The 16,704-nt window shown below is 30.2% G+C and carries 14 protein-coding genes; 9 read left to right on the top strand and 5 right to left on the bottom strand.

The genetic code is table 11. From position 1 onward, the window contains the following. Nucleotides 1-118 precede the first annotated feature (118 nt). Nucleotides 119-1,411 (top strand): aminopeptidase P family protein, encoded by a 1,293-nt coding sequence (locus tag BLU40_RS15905; RefSeq protein ID WP_090125977.1) that lies wholly within the window; start codon nucleotides 119-121, stop codon nucleotides 1,409-1,411. Between the two features lie 208 nt (nucleotides 1,412-1,619). Then, nucleotides 1,620-3,314, top strand: a complete 1,695-nt coding sequence (locus tag BLU40_RS15900; protein ID WP_090125974.1) for a helix-turn-helix domain-containing protein — start codon at nucleotides 1,620-1,622, stop codon at nucleotides 3,312-3,314. 62 nt (nucleotides 3,315-3,376) lie between these two features. Here BLU40_RS15900 and BLU40_RS15895 read toward each other — a convergent pair whose 3' ends face one another. Continuing rightward, complete coding sequence (locus BLU40_RS15895; protein ID WP_090125971.1) at nucleotides 3,377-4,699, bottom strand: aspartate kinase; 1,323 nt, start codon at nucleotides 4,697-4,699, stop codon at nucleotides 3,377-3,379. A 103-nt stretch (nucleotides 4,700-4,802) separates the two neighbouring features. Between BLU40_RS15895 and BLU40_RS15890 the strand changes: the two genes are divergently transcribed. The 3 genes from BLU40_RS15890 to BLU40_RS15880 are packed head-to-tail and all read left to right on the top strand — an operon-like array spanning nucleotide 4,803 to nucleotide 6,891. Next, the gene (locus tag BLU40_RS15890) at nucleotides 4,803-5,459 is read left to right on the top strand and encodes a hypothetical protein (RefSeq protein ID WP_090125969.1); all 657 of its coding nucleotides are present in this window, start codon (nucleotides 4,803-4,805) and stop codon (nucleotides 5,457-5,459) included. Then, nucleotides 5,459-6,241 (top strand): alpha/beta fold hydrolase, encoded by a 783-nt coding sequence (locus BLU40_RS15885; protein WP_090125966.1) that lies wholly within the window; start codon nucleotides 5,459-5,461, stop codon nucleotides 6,239-6,241. Before BLU40_RS15890 ends, BLU40_RS15885 begins: the two co-directional genes overlap by 1 nt. Beyond that, nucleotides 6,232-6,891, top strand: coding sequence for a YiiX/YebB-like N1pC/P60 family cysteine hydrolase (locus BLU40_RS15880; protein ID WP_090125964.1), 660 nt, complete (start codon nucleotides 6,232-6,234; stop codon nucleotides 6,889-6,891). The genes BLU40_RS15885 and BLU40_RS15880 overlap by 10 nt, the downstream gene beginning before the upstream one ends. On the opposite strand, the gene thiL is transcribed toward BLU40_RS15880, so the two are convergent. Continuing rightward, entirely contained in the window at nucleotides 6,888-7,940 is a 1,053-nt protein-coding gene (gene thiL / locus BLU40_RS15875; protein WP_090125961.1) for a thiamine-phosphate kinase, read from the bottom strand. The two genes, BLU40_RS15880 and thiL, sit on opposite strands and share 4 nt — an antisense overlap. 134 nt (nucleotides 7,941-8,074) lie before the next feature. Between thiL and BLU40_RS15870 the strand changes: the two genes are divergently transcribed. The 4 genes from BLU40_RS15870 to sufD are packed head-to-tail and all read left to right on the top strand — an operon-like array spanning nucleotide 8,075 to nucleotide 11,942. Further along, a complete protein-coding gene (locus tag BLU40_RS15870; protein WP_090125958.1) occupies nucleotides 8,075-8,404 on the top strand; it encodes a HesB/IscA family protein in 330 nt (109 codons plus the stop codon). A 9-nt stretch (nucleotides 8,405-8,413) separates the two neighbouring features. Further along, nucleotides 8,414-9,862 carry a Fe-S cluster assembly protein SufB gene (gene sufB, locus BLU40_RS15865; protein WP_090125955.1) on the top strand — a complete coding sequence of 483 codons (1,449 nt, stop codon included), beginning with the start codon at nucleotides 8,414-8,416 and terminating at the stop codon, nucleotides 9,860-9,862. 13 nt (nucleotides 9,863-9,875) lie between these two features. Beyond that, nucleotides 9,876-10,613, top strand: coding sequence for a Fe-S cluster assembly ATPase SufC (gene sufC / locus BLU40_RS15860; RefSeq protein ID WP_090125952.1), 738 nt, complete (start codon nucleotides 9,876-9,878; stop codon nucleotides 10,611-10,613). A 6-nt stretch (nucleotides 10,614-10,619) separates the two neighbouring features. Next, nucleotides 10,620-11,942: a Fe-S cluster assembly protein SufD gene (sufD, locus tag BLU40_RS15855; RefSeq protein ID WP_090125946.1), complete on the top strand. Its 1,323-nt coding sequence runs from the start codon at nucleotides 10,620-10,622 to the stop codon at nucleotides 11,940-11,942. 377 nt (nucleotides 11,943-12,319) lie between these two features. Here sufD and BLU40_RS15850 read toward each other — a convergent pair whose 3' ends face one another. The 3 genes from BLU40_RS15850 to BLU40_RS15840 form a co-directional block, all read right to left on the bottom strand. Beyond that, nucleotides 12,320-14,404, bottom strand: coding sequence for an OmpA family protein (locus tag BLU40_RS15850; protein ID WP_090125943.1), 2,085 nt, complete (start codon nucleotides 14,402-14,404; stop codon nucleotides 12,320-12,322). A gap of 14 nt (nucleotides 14,405-14,418) precedes the next feature. Then, entirely contained in the window at nucleotides 14,419-15,339 is a 921-nt protein-coding gene (locus tag BLU40_RS15845; RefSeq protein ID WP_090125940.1) for a PorP/SprF family type IX secretion system membrane protein, read from the bottom strand. Nucleotides 15,340-15,392: 53 nt separating this feature from the next. After that, the coding region (locus BLU40_RS15840) for an Ig-like domain-containing protein (protein ID WP_139170979.1) at nucleotides 15,393-16,704 on the bottom strand (1,312 nt) is incomplete at its 5' end.

Genomic DNA, 16,704 nt, shown 5'->3' with positions numbered 1-16,704 from the left:
AAAGTTCGGCCGTCATTCTGAATTTATTTCAGAATTTCATCTCACTAATAATCAATAATGATGCGAACCTGAAACAAGTTCAGGTTAACGGAATTACTCTTAATTAAAACACATTAAAATGAAATACTTACCAATTAGCAACCAACTCTTTATTAAAAACCGCAGAAAATTTATTTCAGAAATGAAACCTAACTCAATTGCCGTTTTTAATTCAAATGATGTTTATACACCTGGAGCAGATACTACTTTACCTTTTCACCAACAACGTGATATCTTTTATTTAAGTGGTGCGGACCAAGAGGAAAGTATTTTAGTTTTATGTCCAAATGCTGTAAATCCCAAGCATAGAGAAATATTATTCCTAACCGAAACTAACGAACATATTGCTATTTGGTACGGAAAAAAATATTCAAAAGAAGAAGCGCGAGAAGTTTCTGGTATTGAAACTATTTATTGGTTAGATGAATTTGATAAAGTGTTTGCTGATTTAATGTCTGAAGTTGACACTATCTACTTCAACACCAACGAACATTACCGTTCTGCTATTGAAATGGAATCTCGTGAAGACCGTTTTATTAAAAAAGTGAAAGATAGGTTTCCTGCTCATAAATGGGAAAGGAGTTTTCCAATAATGTCAAAGCTTCGTGGAGTTAAAGAACAAGAAGAAATTAAGCAAATACAAACAGCTTGTGATATTACCAACAAAGGGTTTAGAAGAATTTTACCTTTTGTAAAACCTGGTGTAATGGAATACGAAATTGAAGCCGAATTTATGCACGAGTTTTTAAGAAACAGATCAAAAGGTTTTGCTTACACACCAATTATAGGTTCAGGCTACAGCGCTTGTGTGTTGCATTATATTGAAAACAATAAAGAATGTAAAGCTGGTGATTTATTGCTAATGGATGTTGGAGCTGAATATGCTAACTATTCAAGTGATATGACACGTACAATTCCTGTAAGTGGAAAATTTACCGATAGACAAAAAGCGATTTACAATGCTGTTTTACGCGTAAAAAATGAAGCTACAAAATTATTAGTTCCAGGTGCATTATGGGCTGAAAATCATAAAGAAATTGGAAAACTAATGACTTCAGAATTATTAGGTTTAGGATTAATTGACAAAGCTGATGTTCAAAATGAAAACCCAAATTGGCCTGCATATAAAAAATACTTTATGCACGGAACCTACCATCATTTAGGGCTAGACACCCACGATTACGGTGAATTAAAAACTCCTATGAAAGCCGGTATGGTATTTACTGTTGAACCTGGAATTTATATTCCTGAAGAAAATTTAGGCTTACGAATTGAAGATGATGTTGTAATTCAAGAAAATGGAGCGCCAATAAACTTAATGAAAAACATTCCTATTGAAGCAGAGGAAATTGAAGAGTTAATGAATGCTTAAAACATAAAAAACTCGAATCAAATGATTCGAGTTTTTTAATTCAATTCATAACAATCTTCCCCAGTCATGATAATATTTACCATTCTTTTGAGTTGAACTTCAAAAGTATCTTATTCCCTACAGTTTTAAAAATTTTATAAGTCTACATTTATGAATTTAGACTTGTTTTTTTATTTTTGTCACTTAAAAAAATTGCAGTAAATAAGCTATGTACAGTAATAAACATCCCTTTATTTTACAATATTTAATTCTATTAATAATTTTCTCTTTTTCGCAACTTGGTTTTGCGCAAGATTACAAAACAGTTATTCCTGATAGCTTAAAACAGTATACTTATAAAGAACTTTATTCAAAAAAAAATGAAAACACAGATAATCCATTCTTACAAGATTTGTATTCATTTTCGTACTTAAATAAAGCAAAAAAAGAAAAAGACTCTTTACGAATTACTTATGGTTATTCTCAAGTTGCTTCTTATCAAGACGACCCTCTCAATATCACATATTTAGACAGTATAATTTATATCACAAAAAAGAAAAACTATGATGGTTATAGAAGTCATGGCTATTTATGGAAAGGTTTCTTACAGCTAAATAATGGACTATATGATGAAGCTCTTAAAAATTTAATATTAGCACAAAATTCAATAAGTAAGGACAATAAGGTTGAAAACCTAATAGCCATTCAACTACATATTGGGATTTTAAAAGCTATTTGGGGAGATAAAGATGAAGCTATTATCCATTTTAATGATGTGATTAAAAAATTTAACGAAAATAATCTTTCACAAAATTACAACGGTATTAAATCTGAGGCTTTTAAATACTTATCATATTGTCACATACTAAACAAACAATATGATTCAGCATATTTTTACGCAAAAAAATATAAAAAAAATGAAGACAATACCAGTAACAACCTGTATTACAGTGAGATAATAGCCGAAATTGAGCTTCATAAAAAAAACTATACTAAAACACTTCAAATACTTCAACATATAAAAAAAACAGACTCATTAAATTCCATTATAAATCATTTTAACTTTAATTATTTATTTGGAAGTACCTTAAATGGCTTAAACAAAAAAAAAGAAGCTTTTTACTACTTTTCAAAAGCAGATTCTATTTACAATGTTACTAACGATTTAATGCCTGAAACAAGAAAAGTAAAAGAATTCTTTATTAATTATTACAAAAAAAAGGACAGCACTAAAAAGCAATTATTGTACATAAATCAACTATTAACAGTAGATAGTTTAATTTACAAGAATACAAAAACACTTAATAGAATAATTCAAAAAGAATACGACGAACCTCAACTTTTAGCTGAAAAAGAAAAAATTATTAAGAAACTCTCTTCTAAAACAAAGAAAAACTATTGGTTAATTGTTTTATTGAGTACTATTGGAATTAGTAGCTGTGTGTTCTTCTATTTTTACTATAAAAAACAAAAAAGTCTTAAAGTAAAATTTGAAACCCTTATAAAAAACAGCAAACAAACCGAACTTATTAAAAAACCAAAAAAATCATTAAATATTAATGATATATCTACGGAAGTAATTGAGCAAATTAACTCTAAGTTAATTCAGTTTGAAAATGAAAATTTATTCACTCAAAACAATTTAACACTTTCAAAATTAGCAAAACAATTGGGTACCAATTCTAATTACCTGTCAAAAGTTGTTAATTATTCCAAAGGAAAAAATTTCAGTTCATACATTACCTCGCTCAGAATCAACTATTGTATTAAAAAATTAAAAGAGGATGCCGTTTTTAGAAAATACTCAATAAAAGCAATAGCTACTGAAATAGGTTTTAACAACGCAGAATCTTTCTCAAAAGCATTTTTTACTGAAACTAAAAAATACCCATCAGCTGTTATAAAAGAGCTAAATAAACAATAAAAAAAGCCTCGAGAACTCTCGAGACTTTTCTTACCAATTATTTTAATACTTTCTCACAATTTTTATGAATTCACTCCTTCAAAAACATAAGCGTTTAAATGTTGAAGTGCTTCAATTTTATCGCTAGTATTTACTAGTAACGAAATATTATTATTACTTCCACCGTAAGAAATCATACGTACCGGAATATCTTGTAACACTTTAAATAATTTATGCGTATCGCTATGGCTAACTACTGAATTACCTACTAAACATACAATACTTTGTTCATTATCGATTTCAACACTTGAAAATTTCTTTAATTCACCTTCAATATCAGCTAAAAATTTATCATTATCAATAGTTAATGAAACCGCTATTTCTGATGTTGTAATCATATCAATTGGTGTTTCGTATTTTTCAAAAATTTCAAACACTTTTTTTAAGAAACCGTGTGCCAATAGCATTCTTGCCGATTTTATTTTGATGGCAGTAATATTATCTTTTGCAGCAATAGCTTTTATTCCATCACCATCTGTTTGCTTAGAAATTAATGTTCCATAAGATTCAGGATCCATCGTATTTTTTAAACGAACAGGTATATTTGCCTCACGTGCTGGCATAACCGTTTGAGGGTGTAATATTTTTGCTCCGAAATAAGCCAACTCTGCAGCCTCATCAAAACTTAAATTTGAAATGGCGTGTGTATTGTCAACAAATCTAGGATCGTTATTATGCATTCCATCAATATCTGTCCAAATTTGAACTTCATCTGCTTCAACAACTGCTCCAATAATAGTTGCAGTATAATCGCTTCCTCCACGCTGTAAGTTCGCAACATTTCCATAAGCATCTAAACAAATAAAACCTTGTGTAATATAAATATCCGCAGGTAATGCTTCATCAATTATACGTTGTAAATTTTGCTTAATATAAAACTCATCTGGTTCAATAGACTTATCAATTCTCATAAAATCTAATGCTGGTAATAAACGAGCGTTTACACCTTCTTGAATTAAATACTTTGTAAACATATATGTTGAAAGCAACTCTCCTTGAGATACAATTTTATTGTACAACAATTCTGTATGACTTTCTGAAGTTAAACTTCTTAAATAATCAAAAATAGCATCTACGTAATTACCAATTTCTTGTTTTAATTCTGAAGTTTCAAAAAGATCATCAATAACAACATTATACTTAGCATACAATGTTTCAACGGTTTTTAAAGCTGCTGCAGTATCTCCAGATTTAATGTTTTCAGAAATTTCAACTAAAATATTTGTTGTTCCTGACATTGCAGATAGCACTACTATTTTTTTATCGCCATCAGCAATTAATTCTTTTACTTTTCTAATATTATCAACAGAACCAACTGATGTTCCTCCAAATTTTAAAACTTTCATTTTTTTCAATTTTATACATCAAAAGTAAAATGATTTTAGTTGTAACGTGCTTATTTAAAAATAATACACTAATTTTGCACATACTGTTAACTATTTAACACTTATGAAAACAATCGCAACCTGTGTTGAAGAAATTTTAGTTTCTCAACCTTTTTTAGAAGACGCTTTAACGCGAAACATTTTAAATTACAGCGCATTGGCTGAAGAATTACGTGACCCAATTTCAAAAATGTTACGTAAACCTGTTAAAACAGGTGCAATTATGATGGCTTTACGCCGTTATAGTCCGCCAAAAGAAATGGCCAACAAAATAAAACTAAACAAAGCGCTTCAAAATTTAGGAGATATTACGGTACGTTCAGATTTGTCTGATTACACTTTTAAAAACTCACCCTCGTTAATTCAAGCGCATTTACGTACACTTGAAATTATTAAAAACGATCCGCATATTTTTTATACGTTTACGCGTGGTGTGCACGAAAGTAATGTACTAATTACAACTGCTCTTAAAGATCAGATTGAAAAATTTTATGACAATGAAGTTTGTACCGCTGTACAAGATCATTTATCTGCTATTACTATTGGTTTACCTAAAGAAAATACAAAAATAGCGGGTTTATATTATCAGTTTTTTAAGCGTTTAGCTTGGGAAGGTATTTCGTTATACGAAGTTGTTTCGACAACCAATGAGTTTACTATTTTAGTTGAAGATGATGTTGTGGACAAAGCTTTTTCTGCAGTAAAAGGACTTAAAAACTAATGCAAATTTCATATAAAAATAGCACCGTTAATTTTACTTCAACAGGTAAAGGAAGTGCTATTATTTTACTGCATGGCTTTTTGGAAAACAACACAATGTGGAATACAACTGTAGTCCAACTTTCAAAAAACTTTAGAGTTATTTGTATTGACCTTTTAGGACACGGAGAAAGCGAAAACCTAGGTTATGTGCATACTATGGAAGAGCAAGCCAAAATGGTTAAAGCTGTTTTAAATAGTTTACGTTTACGAAAATATGTTTTAGTAGGCCATAGTATGGGAGGATATATTGCACTAGCTTTTTCAAAACTTTTTTCAAACAATGTAAAAGGATTATGTTTAATGAACTCAACTGCCTTACCTGATACTGAAGAAAAAAAAATAAATAGGGATAGAGGTATTATTGCAGTAAAACAAAATTATAAAACGTTTATTCGAATAGCAATTCCAATGTTATTCTCTGAAGAAAATAGAAGTGTTTTTAGCAAAGAAATTAAAAGTATTACAAAAGAGGCTCTAAAAATTTCAACACAAGGAATTACTGCTGCACTGGAAGGAATGAAAATTAGAAAAGATCAAACTTCTATCTACAAAACTGCTAAATTTCCAATTCAAATGATTATTGGAAAACAAGATCCAGCATTAGATTACAACTCGTTAATTGAACAAACCAAAAATACTTCAGTAAAAGTTATTGAATATCCTGATGGACATATGAGCCATATAGAAAATGAGAAGGATTTAATTGAAACGCTTTTAAAATTTGCAAAGCAATGTTTTTAAAAATAGTTAAATTAACTTTAATCTTATTAACGGTTATGTCTTGCCAAACAACACAATTTGAGCTAAAAGAAGGTGATTTACTTTTTCAAGATTTGGATAAAGAAAATATTGATAATGCTATAAAAAAGGTTACAAAAACCAATCTCAAATTTAATTTTACTCATATTGGTATAGTAGTAAGTGATAATAACGAACTAAAAGTTTTAGAAGCCGTTTCTAAAGGCGTACAACTATCTTCAATTTCAGATTTTTTAAACAGAAATCTTATAAACGGAAAACCAAAAGTTGTTGTTGGTCAATTAAAAAAGGAATTTCGAACATTAATTAAACCTGCAATTGAGCACGGTAAAACATTAATTGGATTACCTTATGACAAGGTTTATATAATTGGTGACAACAACTATTATTGTTCAGAATTACTATATGAAATGTTTCACAAAGCAGATCCAAACACAAAAACGTTTCAATTAAACCCAATGACATTTAAAGATCCAAAAACGAATAAAACACTCGAATTTTGGACTAATTACTATGCTAAATTAAACCATAAAATACCAGAAGGTGAACTTGGTTTAAATCCTAACGGAATGTCTGTTTCTCCGAATATTACTTTAATCTACGATTATTTTGCAGAAAAAGAGCTGAATTAATCTTCGCTTTTTAACGCTGTCCAACCTTGAGCAGTTAATTCTACTTTTTGATTTGCTCTAGTAACTAAATTTGCTCCTACAGCTTCTTCAGTAATATGTCCAATAACTGTAAAATTAGGATTTGCCTTAATTTTTGGGTAATCATCTTGAGCTACAGTAAATAACAACTCGTAATCTTCACCACCACTTAAGGCAACGGTTGTGCTATTTAACTCAAACTCTTCACAAGTAGAAATTACTTGAGGATCTAAAGGCAATTTTTCTTCATATAAATCACAACCAACTTTAGACTGCGAACAAATATGTAAAATTTCAGAAGAAAGTCCATCAGAAATATCAATCATAGAAGTTGGCTTTACTTCTAAAGCTTCTAACAATTCAACAATATCTTTTCTTGCCTCCGGCTTTAATTGTCTTTCTACTAAATATGAATATTCCGTTAAATCTGGTTGAGAATTTGGATTTACCTGAAACACTTGCTTTTCACGTTCTAAAACTTGCAAACCTAAATACGAAGCCCCTAAATCTCCCGTAACTACTAATAAATCGTTTGGTTTAGCAGTACTTCTATACACAACTTTATCTTCTTCAACTTCACCAATAGCAGTTACACTAATCAACATTCCTTTTGTTGAAGAAGTAGTATCACCACCAACTAAATCTACATTATATGTTTTACAGGCTAAATAAATACCATCATACAATTCTTCTAGCGCTTCAACAGGAAATCTATTTGAAACCGCTATTGAAACCGTAATTTGAGATGCTTTACCGTTCATAGCATACACATCGGATAAGTTAACCATTACCGCTTTATAACCTAAGTGTTTCAAAGGCATGTAACTTAAATCAAAATGCACACCTTCAACTAAAAAATCTGTTGTTACCAGTGTTTTTTTATTTTTAAAATCTAAAACTGCAGCATCGTCACCAACTGCTTTTACAGTGGTTTCCTGAGAAATTTTAAAGTTTTGAGTTAAGTGATTTATTAATCTAAACTCTCCAAATTCTGTTAAGCTTGTTAGCGATTGGTTTTTATCTTCTATCATTTTGCAAAGGTAAATTATAAATTTTGAATAAGAAACATCAATGACACTATCAATTTTATCCATTTTAAATAGTAGTAGTACTCGTTTTTTCTACTATATTTGCAGTAATTTAGAATTAATCTATATAAGCAATTATGATAAAAGTTTCAGACATAGCAAAAAAGAAAGTGGTAGAGCTTATGCAAGATGATGGATTTAACCCAGAGATTGATTTTGTGAGAGTTGGGGTTAAAAGTGGCGGATGCTCTGGGCTTTCATACGATTTAAAATTTGACAAAGAAAACCAAGATGAAGATAAAGTTTTTGAAGACAATGGTATAAAAATTATTGTAGACAAAAAAAGCTTTTTATATTTGGTGGGCACAACATTAGAGTATTCTGGTGGATTAAACGGAACCGGATTTGTATTTAACAATCCTAATGCACAACGCACTTGCGGATGTGGCGAAAGTTTTTCACTTTAAAAATTTGTAATGAATAAATTTACCGAAGACGATTTAAAAAAAGAATTAGAAACTAAAGAGTATGAATACGGTTTTTATACCGATATTGAGGCTGACAAGTTTCCGATAGGCTTAAACGAAGAAGTTGTAATTGCAATTTCTAAAAAGAAAAACGAACCTGAATGGATGACCGAATGGCGTTTAGATGCTTTCCGTATTTGGAAAGAAATGGAAGAACCAGATTGGGCTAATGTTAATTATGAAAAACCAAATTTTCAAGACATTAGCTATTATTCTGCACCCGTTCAAAAACCTAAATTAGATAGTTTAGACCAAGTAGACCCAGAGTTATTAAAAACTTTCGAAAAACTTGGAATTTCAATTGATGAACAAAAACGTTTATCGAATGTAGCTGTTGATATTGTGGTAGATTCTGTTTCAGTAGCAACAACATTCAAAAAAACATTGAATGAGAAAGGGATTATTTTTATGCCTATTTCTGAGGCTATACAAGAACATCCAGAATTGGTAAAAAAATATTTGGGAACCATTGTTCCAAAAACAGATAATTTTTATGCGGCGTTAAATTCGGCAGTATTTTCAGATGGTTCTTTCTGTTACATCCCAAAAGGTGTTACTTGCCCAATGGAACTTTCAACATATTTTAGAATTAATGAAGGTGGAACAGGGCAGTTCGAACGAACACTTGTAATTGCTGACGAAGATAGTTATGTAAGTTACTTAGAAGGTTGTACAGCTCCCGCTCGTGATGAAAATCAATTACACGCAGCTGTTGTAGAACTTATTGCTTTAGATGATGCTGAAATTAAATACTCTACAGTTCAAAACTGGTTTCCTGGTGATGCTGAAGGAAAAGGTGGAGTTTATAATTTTGTAACTAAACGAGGTTTGTGTGAAAAGAATTCAAAAATTTCTTGGACGCAAGTTGAAACTGGAAGTGCTGTTACTTGGAAATACCCAAGTTGTGTATTAAAAGGAGATAACTCGGTTGGAGAATTTTATTCAATTGCTGTAACTAACAATTTTCAGCAAGCCGATACTGGTACAAAAATGATTCATTTAGGAAAAAACACCAAAAGCACCATTATTTCTAAAGGTGTTTCTGCTGGACATTCTCAAAATTCATATAGAGGTTTAGTACATATTGGTCCTAGAGCTAAAAATGCACGTAACTTCTCTCAATGTGACTCTTTATTAATGGGTAATTTATGTGGTGCACATACGTTCCCTTATATTGAAGCAAAAAATAAAACTGCACAAATTGAGCACGAAGCAACAACAAGTAAAATTGGTGAAGATCAATTATTCTATTGTAATCAACGTGGTATAGATACCGAAAAAGCCATTGCTTTAATTGTAAATGGATTTAGTAAAGAGGTATTAAATAAATTACCAATGGAATTTGCTGTTGAAGCACAAAAATTATTAGAAATTAGTTTAGAAGGATCCGTAGGATAAAAATATTATAAAGATGTTAGAAGTAAAAAATTTACATGCAAGCATAAACGATAAAGAGATTTTAAAAGGTATTAATCTTAATATCAAACCAGGAGAAGTTCACGCAATAATGGGACCTAATGGTTCTGGAAAAAGTACACTTTCGGCTGTAGTTGCAGGAAAAGAAGAGTATGAAGTAACTGATGGTTCAGTTATTTTAAATGGTGAAGATTTAGATGATTTAGCTCCAGAAGAAAGAGCTCATAAAGGAATCTTTTTATCTTTTCAATATCCAGTTGAAATTCCTGGAGTAACTGTTACAAACTTTATTAAAACTGCTATAAACGAAAGTAGAAAAGCAAAAGGTTTAGAGGAACTTCCTGCTAAAGACATGCTAAAACTTATTCGTGAAAAAGCTGATTTATTAGAAATAGACCGTAAATTTTTATCTCGCTCATTAAATGAAGGTTTTTCTGGAGGAGAAAAGAAACGTAACGAGATTTTTCAAATGGCAATGTTAGAACCTAAATTAGCTATTCTAGATGAAACTGATTCTGGATTAGATATAGATGCTCTAAAAATTGTTGCTAATGGAGTAAACAAACTAAAAAGCAAGGATAATGCAGTAATTGTTATTACACATTACCAACGTTTATTAGATTATATAGTACCAGATTTTGTTCATGTATTACACAATGGTAAAATTGTAAAATCTGGAGGTAAAGAATTGGCTTTTGAATTAGAAGAAAAAGGTTACGACTGGTTGAAATAAAACACTATGGAATTAAAAGAAAAATTAGTTTCTTCATTTTTAGCTTTTGAAAACAAAGGTGGTTTAGATTTAGATTCAAACGTACACTCAATACGTTCAAAAGCAATTCAAAATTTTGAAAAGGAAGGTTTTCCTACTAAAAAAGATGAAGAATGGAAATATACCAGTTTAAAATCTCTATTAAAAAAAGATTTAGGCTTATTTCCATCAACAGATAAAACAATTGGGTTTAAAGATATTAAGGAATATTTAATTAACGATATTGAATCATACACGTTAATTTTTATTGATGGTGTATTTAATTCATTTTTATCTGATACAACTCATGATGATTGCGATGTTTGCGTATTATCATCTGCATTAACTCGTCCAAAGTATAAAATGATTGTTGATAATTATTTCAACACCATTGCTAAGGATAACAATAGTATGGCTGAATTAAATACAGCTTTTACTAAAGAAGGTGCTTTTATAAACATTCCTAAAAACACAATTGTTCAAAAACCAATTCAAATATTAAATTTCTCAACTGGTAAAGAAAAAGAAGTTATGCTTCAACCAAGAAATTTAGTTGTTGTTGGTGAAAACTCTCATGTGCAAATTATAGAGCGTCATCAAAATCTTTCTAAAAATACAACACTTACAAATTCGGTTACCGAAATTTTTGTTCATAAAAGAGCCATAGTTGATTTTTATAAAATTCAAGATGACACTAAAGATTCATCTATTGTAGACAGTACATTTGTTACTCAAAAGCAACAAAGTATTGCCTCTGTGCATACATATTCTTTTGGTGGAAAAATAATTCGTAATAATTTAGAATTTTATCACGAAGGTGAGCACATTACTTCGAACTTAAATGGAATATCTATTTTAAACGATAAGCAGCACGTTGATAATCATACCTTAGTTAACCACAAATATCCAAATTGCGAAAGCCACGAGCTTTACAAAGGTATTTACGACGATAAATCCACTGGGGTTTTTAACGGAAAAGTAATTGTTGAACAAGAAGCACAAAAAACAAATGCATTTCAACAAAACAATAATATTTTAATTAGTGATGGAGCAGAAATTAATGCTAAACCACAATTAGAAATATTTGCTGATGATGTTAAGTGTTCGCACGGTTGTACTATTGGTCAATTGGATGAAAGCGCTTTATTTTATATGCAATCTCGTGGAATTCCAAAAAAAGAAGCTAAAGCTTTATTGTTATTTGCTTTTGGAAATGATGTAGTTGAAAAAATTAAGATACCTCAATTAAAAACTAGAATAACAAAATTGATAGCTAAAAATTTAGGTGTTGATTTAGGGTTTGAATTATAAATAATTCAATTACATATCAAATATTATAAAATCAAAAAGCCGCTATAAAGCGGCTTTTTTTCAAGAGCTTGATAAGTAGATTAATCCCTACAATACACTACAAATGCAATCCCTATGTCGAGTTAAAACATCCAAAATTGGGGTTTAAACATTTTAATCTCAGTATTCTAATATTTTATTTCTATTTTTTATCCTCTAAATATATAACGAATAAAACAATCAATTATTTTATGCTTGCATAATATATTTAAGCCAAAATACTTTTTTTCTTTCCTTTAGATTAACAAAATTAGTTTTTTTTTCAACACGTTATAAACAATCTAACAAACGGCTTTAAAAACTTAACGTAATACACTAAATTAAGACTAAGATGTATTCTAATTAATATCGTTTGGATTCAAAATTTTGAATTCAGTCCTCCTATTGATTAAATGCTCGCTTTCTAAACACTTAACTCCATCAGAACAATGATTTATTAATTTTGTTTCTCCATATCCTTTACTATACAATCTATCGGTATTAACTCCTTGAGATTTTAAGTACTTAATAGTCGCATTAGCCCTTCTTAATGATAACTTATCATTGTAGCTATTTGTTGCTCTACTATCTGTATGAGATCCACTCTCAACTAATATTTTAGGATACTTTTTCATTACTTCAACAACCTTATTCAATTCAATTATTGCATCTGCTGTTAAAGTTGATGAATTTAAATCAAAATATATAGGATTTATTTTTATAAAGGTATTGTTAGATTGACTATAAAACTCATTTCCTACCCCCTCTAATCTCCTTGCTTCTAATATATCTTGTTCTTGTTCAATCAATCTAATTTGTTCTTTAGTTAAAACAACTTGAGGTGGACAAATTTCAGGATACATTGTACTTATCTCATCATAATTAACAATGATAAATTCAGTTCTTCTATTAAACTGGTGTTCGCTATCTGAACAATCAACACCATTTGAACAACCGTTTACTAATTCTGACTCTCCATAACCTTTAGAATAAATTCTATTAGAACTAATTCCTCTTCCAATAATATATTGAACTGTAGATTCTGCTCTTCTTGCAGATAAGCCAGTATTATATTTATAGCTTCCTCTACTATCTGTATGTGAACCTCCTTCAATTATTATTTCAGGATATCTCATCATTACATCATATACTTTATCTAATTCAAGTGCGGCATCAGGACGTATGTTTGATTTATCAAAGTCGAAGTAAATTGGATTAATTCTAACTTTACACTTGCCACCTGCATATGTAAATGCAAAAGATTCAATAGCTAAAACTAACTCAAGTTTTTCTTCTTCTGTAGTAAAAAACTCTTTTTCATCTATAGAATATCGTTCTTTACTTCCAATTACTTTATAATTTTTATTACAAGCAACCTCAAAATTAAATTTAGCATCTTCTCCAACAATTATTTGATCTATAATTTTACCTTTCTCATCATATAAAACAACTTTTGCTCCTGGTAAAATTAAATTTGAATTTTTCTCAGTTACAATACCTTCAACAATTTGATTACATTTAAACTCTATTGGTTCATTTTGAATAAACGTATAAATATCATCATCTCCTTTGCCTTTTGGTCTATTTGATGAAAAGTATCCTCGTCTAGTCTCGTAATTAATTATAAATGAAAAATCATCTTTTTCACTATTAATAGGTTTACCTAAATTTTGAGGTTCAGTAATTCTTCCAGATGTTAATTTAGACACATAAATATCTAGTTGCCCTAATCCATCTTCTCTTCCATCAGAAGAAAAATACAATTCGTCATTACCACTAATTGAAGTAAACATTTCACGACCTGCAGTATTTATTGTTGGCCCCATATTAATAGCTTCTCCAATAGAGCCATCACTATTTATTGCTGCTTTGTAAACATCTGTTTTACCAAAACCTCCTGGCATATCAGAAATAAAGTATAGTGTATTACCATCTGCACTTATAGTTGGATGCCCTGTTTGGTAATGATCGTTATTAAAAGGCATTGGTTCTTCATTCTCCCAAGTACCAACTGGTGATATATCGGCCTTATACAATTGAATTAATCCAATACCAGTAGAATCTTTCCTTAATTTTCTTTCATAAAAATTATTTCTTGAAAAGAAAACTGTTTTTCCATCTTTAGAAAATGCAACATCAGCCTCGTGATAACGCGTATTTAAATTATTAGCAAATTTTTTAACATTTTTCAATTGACCATCTTCCTTCATTTCACCAACATACAAATCTAAAAACGGTTGGTTATTTTGTTTCCAAACATTTCTAACTATATATGATTTTTTTCTTGGCGAAGCAAAAACAACTTTATTTTCACCATAGAATGTAGTTCCAAAATTTGAATAATAATCATTTATTTTTAAATTTTGAACTGTATATCTATCTTCCTGACCTTGTGCTATAAATGCTGTAAAAACAACAAATAATATGGTTAATTTTTTAATCATTTTTTTACTATTTATTAAAAGAATCTTGGTGAATTTACATCTCTTCTAGATAGATCTAAATCATACAATAAAAATACCTCGTGCGAACCAGAATTGAAATCTCCTAAATTAGAATAAGTATGATCGTAGGCATAACCTAATCGAACATTTGGTTGAATTAAAAAGTTAATTAAACCACTTACAGAGTCATCTACTCTCCATGACAATCCTAATTCAACTTTATTATATAAAAAAGCTGTTGCAGATAAATCTATCGATACTGGAGCTCCAGTAACAGCTTTTACCATAGCCGATGGCTTTAATTTCAAATCTTGCGAAACATCAAACACATAACCTGTTGTAAAAAAGTAATGCATACGCTCTGAAGCGCTACTTACAATTCCACCTTTTTTCTCAAAATGACGAGATTCTAAAATATTTGGCATTGATAAACCTGCATAAAACCTGCTAGTATAATAAAATAAACCTGCTCCAAAATTTGGATAATTTTCATTTAAATTTTCACTAAATAAAGGGTCATTTTCTTGTTCTTTTGACAATCTTAAAAAGTTAATATCTTGAAATGTAATTCCTCCTTTTAATCCAAACGCTAATCTACCTTCATATGAAGTTTGAATAGTATAAGAAAAATCTGCATACACATTGTTTTCGCTAATTGCTCCAATTTTATCTGAAACTACTGAAAAACCAACACCCATATTTCTCGAGATTGGAGAATGAATGGATGCAGTTAATGTTTCTGGCGCACCATCTATTCCAACCCATTGAGTTCTTCCTAATAATCCAATACTTAATGTTCCTTGTGACCCTGCATAAGCGGGATTCAACACATTCATATTGTAATTATAATGTGTATACTGTGGATCTTGCTGTCCGAAACTTTTAAACACTACAAGTGTAAAAAATGCTAAAAACAATATTCTAATTTTGCTCATCTTACTTTATTTTATAAGCTAGTTATTTAATAATAACTAGCTTAATTCTTTTTTTACTTAGTTAAGTGGATATATCCTGAAACTGGCTTTTTATCTCCTTTATTTAAATGAATAATGTAAAAATATGTACCTGCTGGAACAATTTCATTATTATCTAATGTCATTCTTCCTGAAGATCTTCCGTCCCACCATTTTGGTGTAGAACTTGGATTTCCGTTATGCTTATAATCAAACACTACATTTCCATATCTATTAAATATTTGAATTTCATACTCAGGGTAACAATTCTCAATAAATTTAATCTCGAATAAATCATTATAAGTATCATTATTTGGAGTAAAACCATATCCAGAATATTCGTTATTTCCTTGACCTGGGAAACTAATAACACAATCTGTTAATACACCTTGCCCTAAGATTTCAACAATTGCTGTATCACAATTTCCTTCATCATCACAAATTGTATATTCAAACATATCATCACCTACGTAATCATCATTTGGAATATAAGTCACTATATCATCACTTGGATCATTTGGCGTTCCATTATCATTTATTGAAATTTCACCTTGCAATGGTTCTTCAGTTATTACTAAAGTTCCAGAATTTGGTATATCATCATCATTATCAAATATATCAATTTCCAAAGGTTCTATATCATTTAAAACATAACTGTCATCTTCTGCATCTACAATAGGGTCAACTGTTACAGTAACTTCTGCTGTATCACATAAACCATCATCATCACAAACACTGTATTCAAATGTATCTTCTCCATTAAAATCAGGGTCTGGTGTGTATGTTACGTCTCCTGTTACCGGATCAACAGTTACCGTTCCATTTGTTGGCTCTTCAGTAATTGTTACACTTGTTGGGTCAATAGTTCCATCTAAATCTGTATCTCCATCTAATACATCTATTACTACTGGTGTATCTTCTGGTGTTTCAACACTATCATCATCTGCAACTGGTGGATCGTTCTCATCTGTTACTGTTACAGTAACTTCTGCTGTATCACATAAACCATCATCATCACAAACACTGTATTCAAATGTGTCTTCTCCATTAAAATCAGGATCTGGTGTGTATGTTACTTCTCCTGTTACCGAATCAACAGTTACCGTTCCATTTGTTGGCTCTTCAGTAATTGTTACACTTGTTGGGTCAATAGTTCCATCTAAATCTGTATCTCCATCTAATACATCTATTACTACTGGTGTATCTTCTGGTGTTTCTGCACTATCATCATCTGCAACTGGCGGATCGTTCTCATCTGTTACTGTTACAGTAACTTCTGCTGTATCACATAAACCATCATCATCACAAACACTGTATTCAAATGTATCTTCTCCATTGAAATCAGGA

This window comes from Lutibacter oricola (assembly GCF_900106565.1).
Classification (GTDB): Bacteria; Bacteroidota; Bacteroidia; order Flavobacteriales; family Flavobacteriaceae; genus Lutibacter; species Lutibacter oricola.
This window is presented reverse-complemented; position numbering and strand designations above follow the sequence as displayed.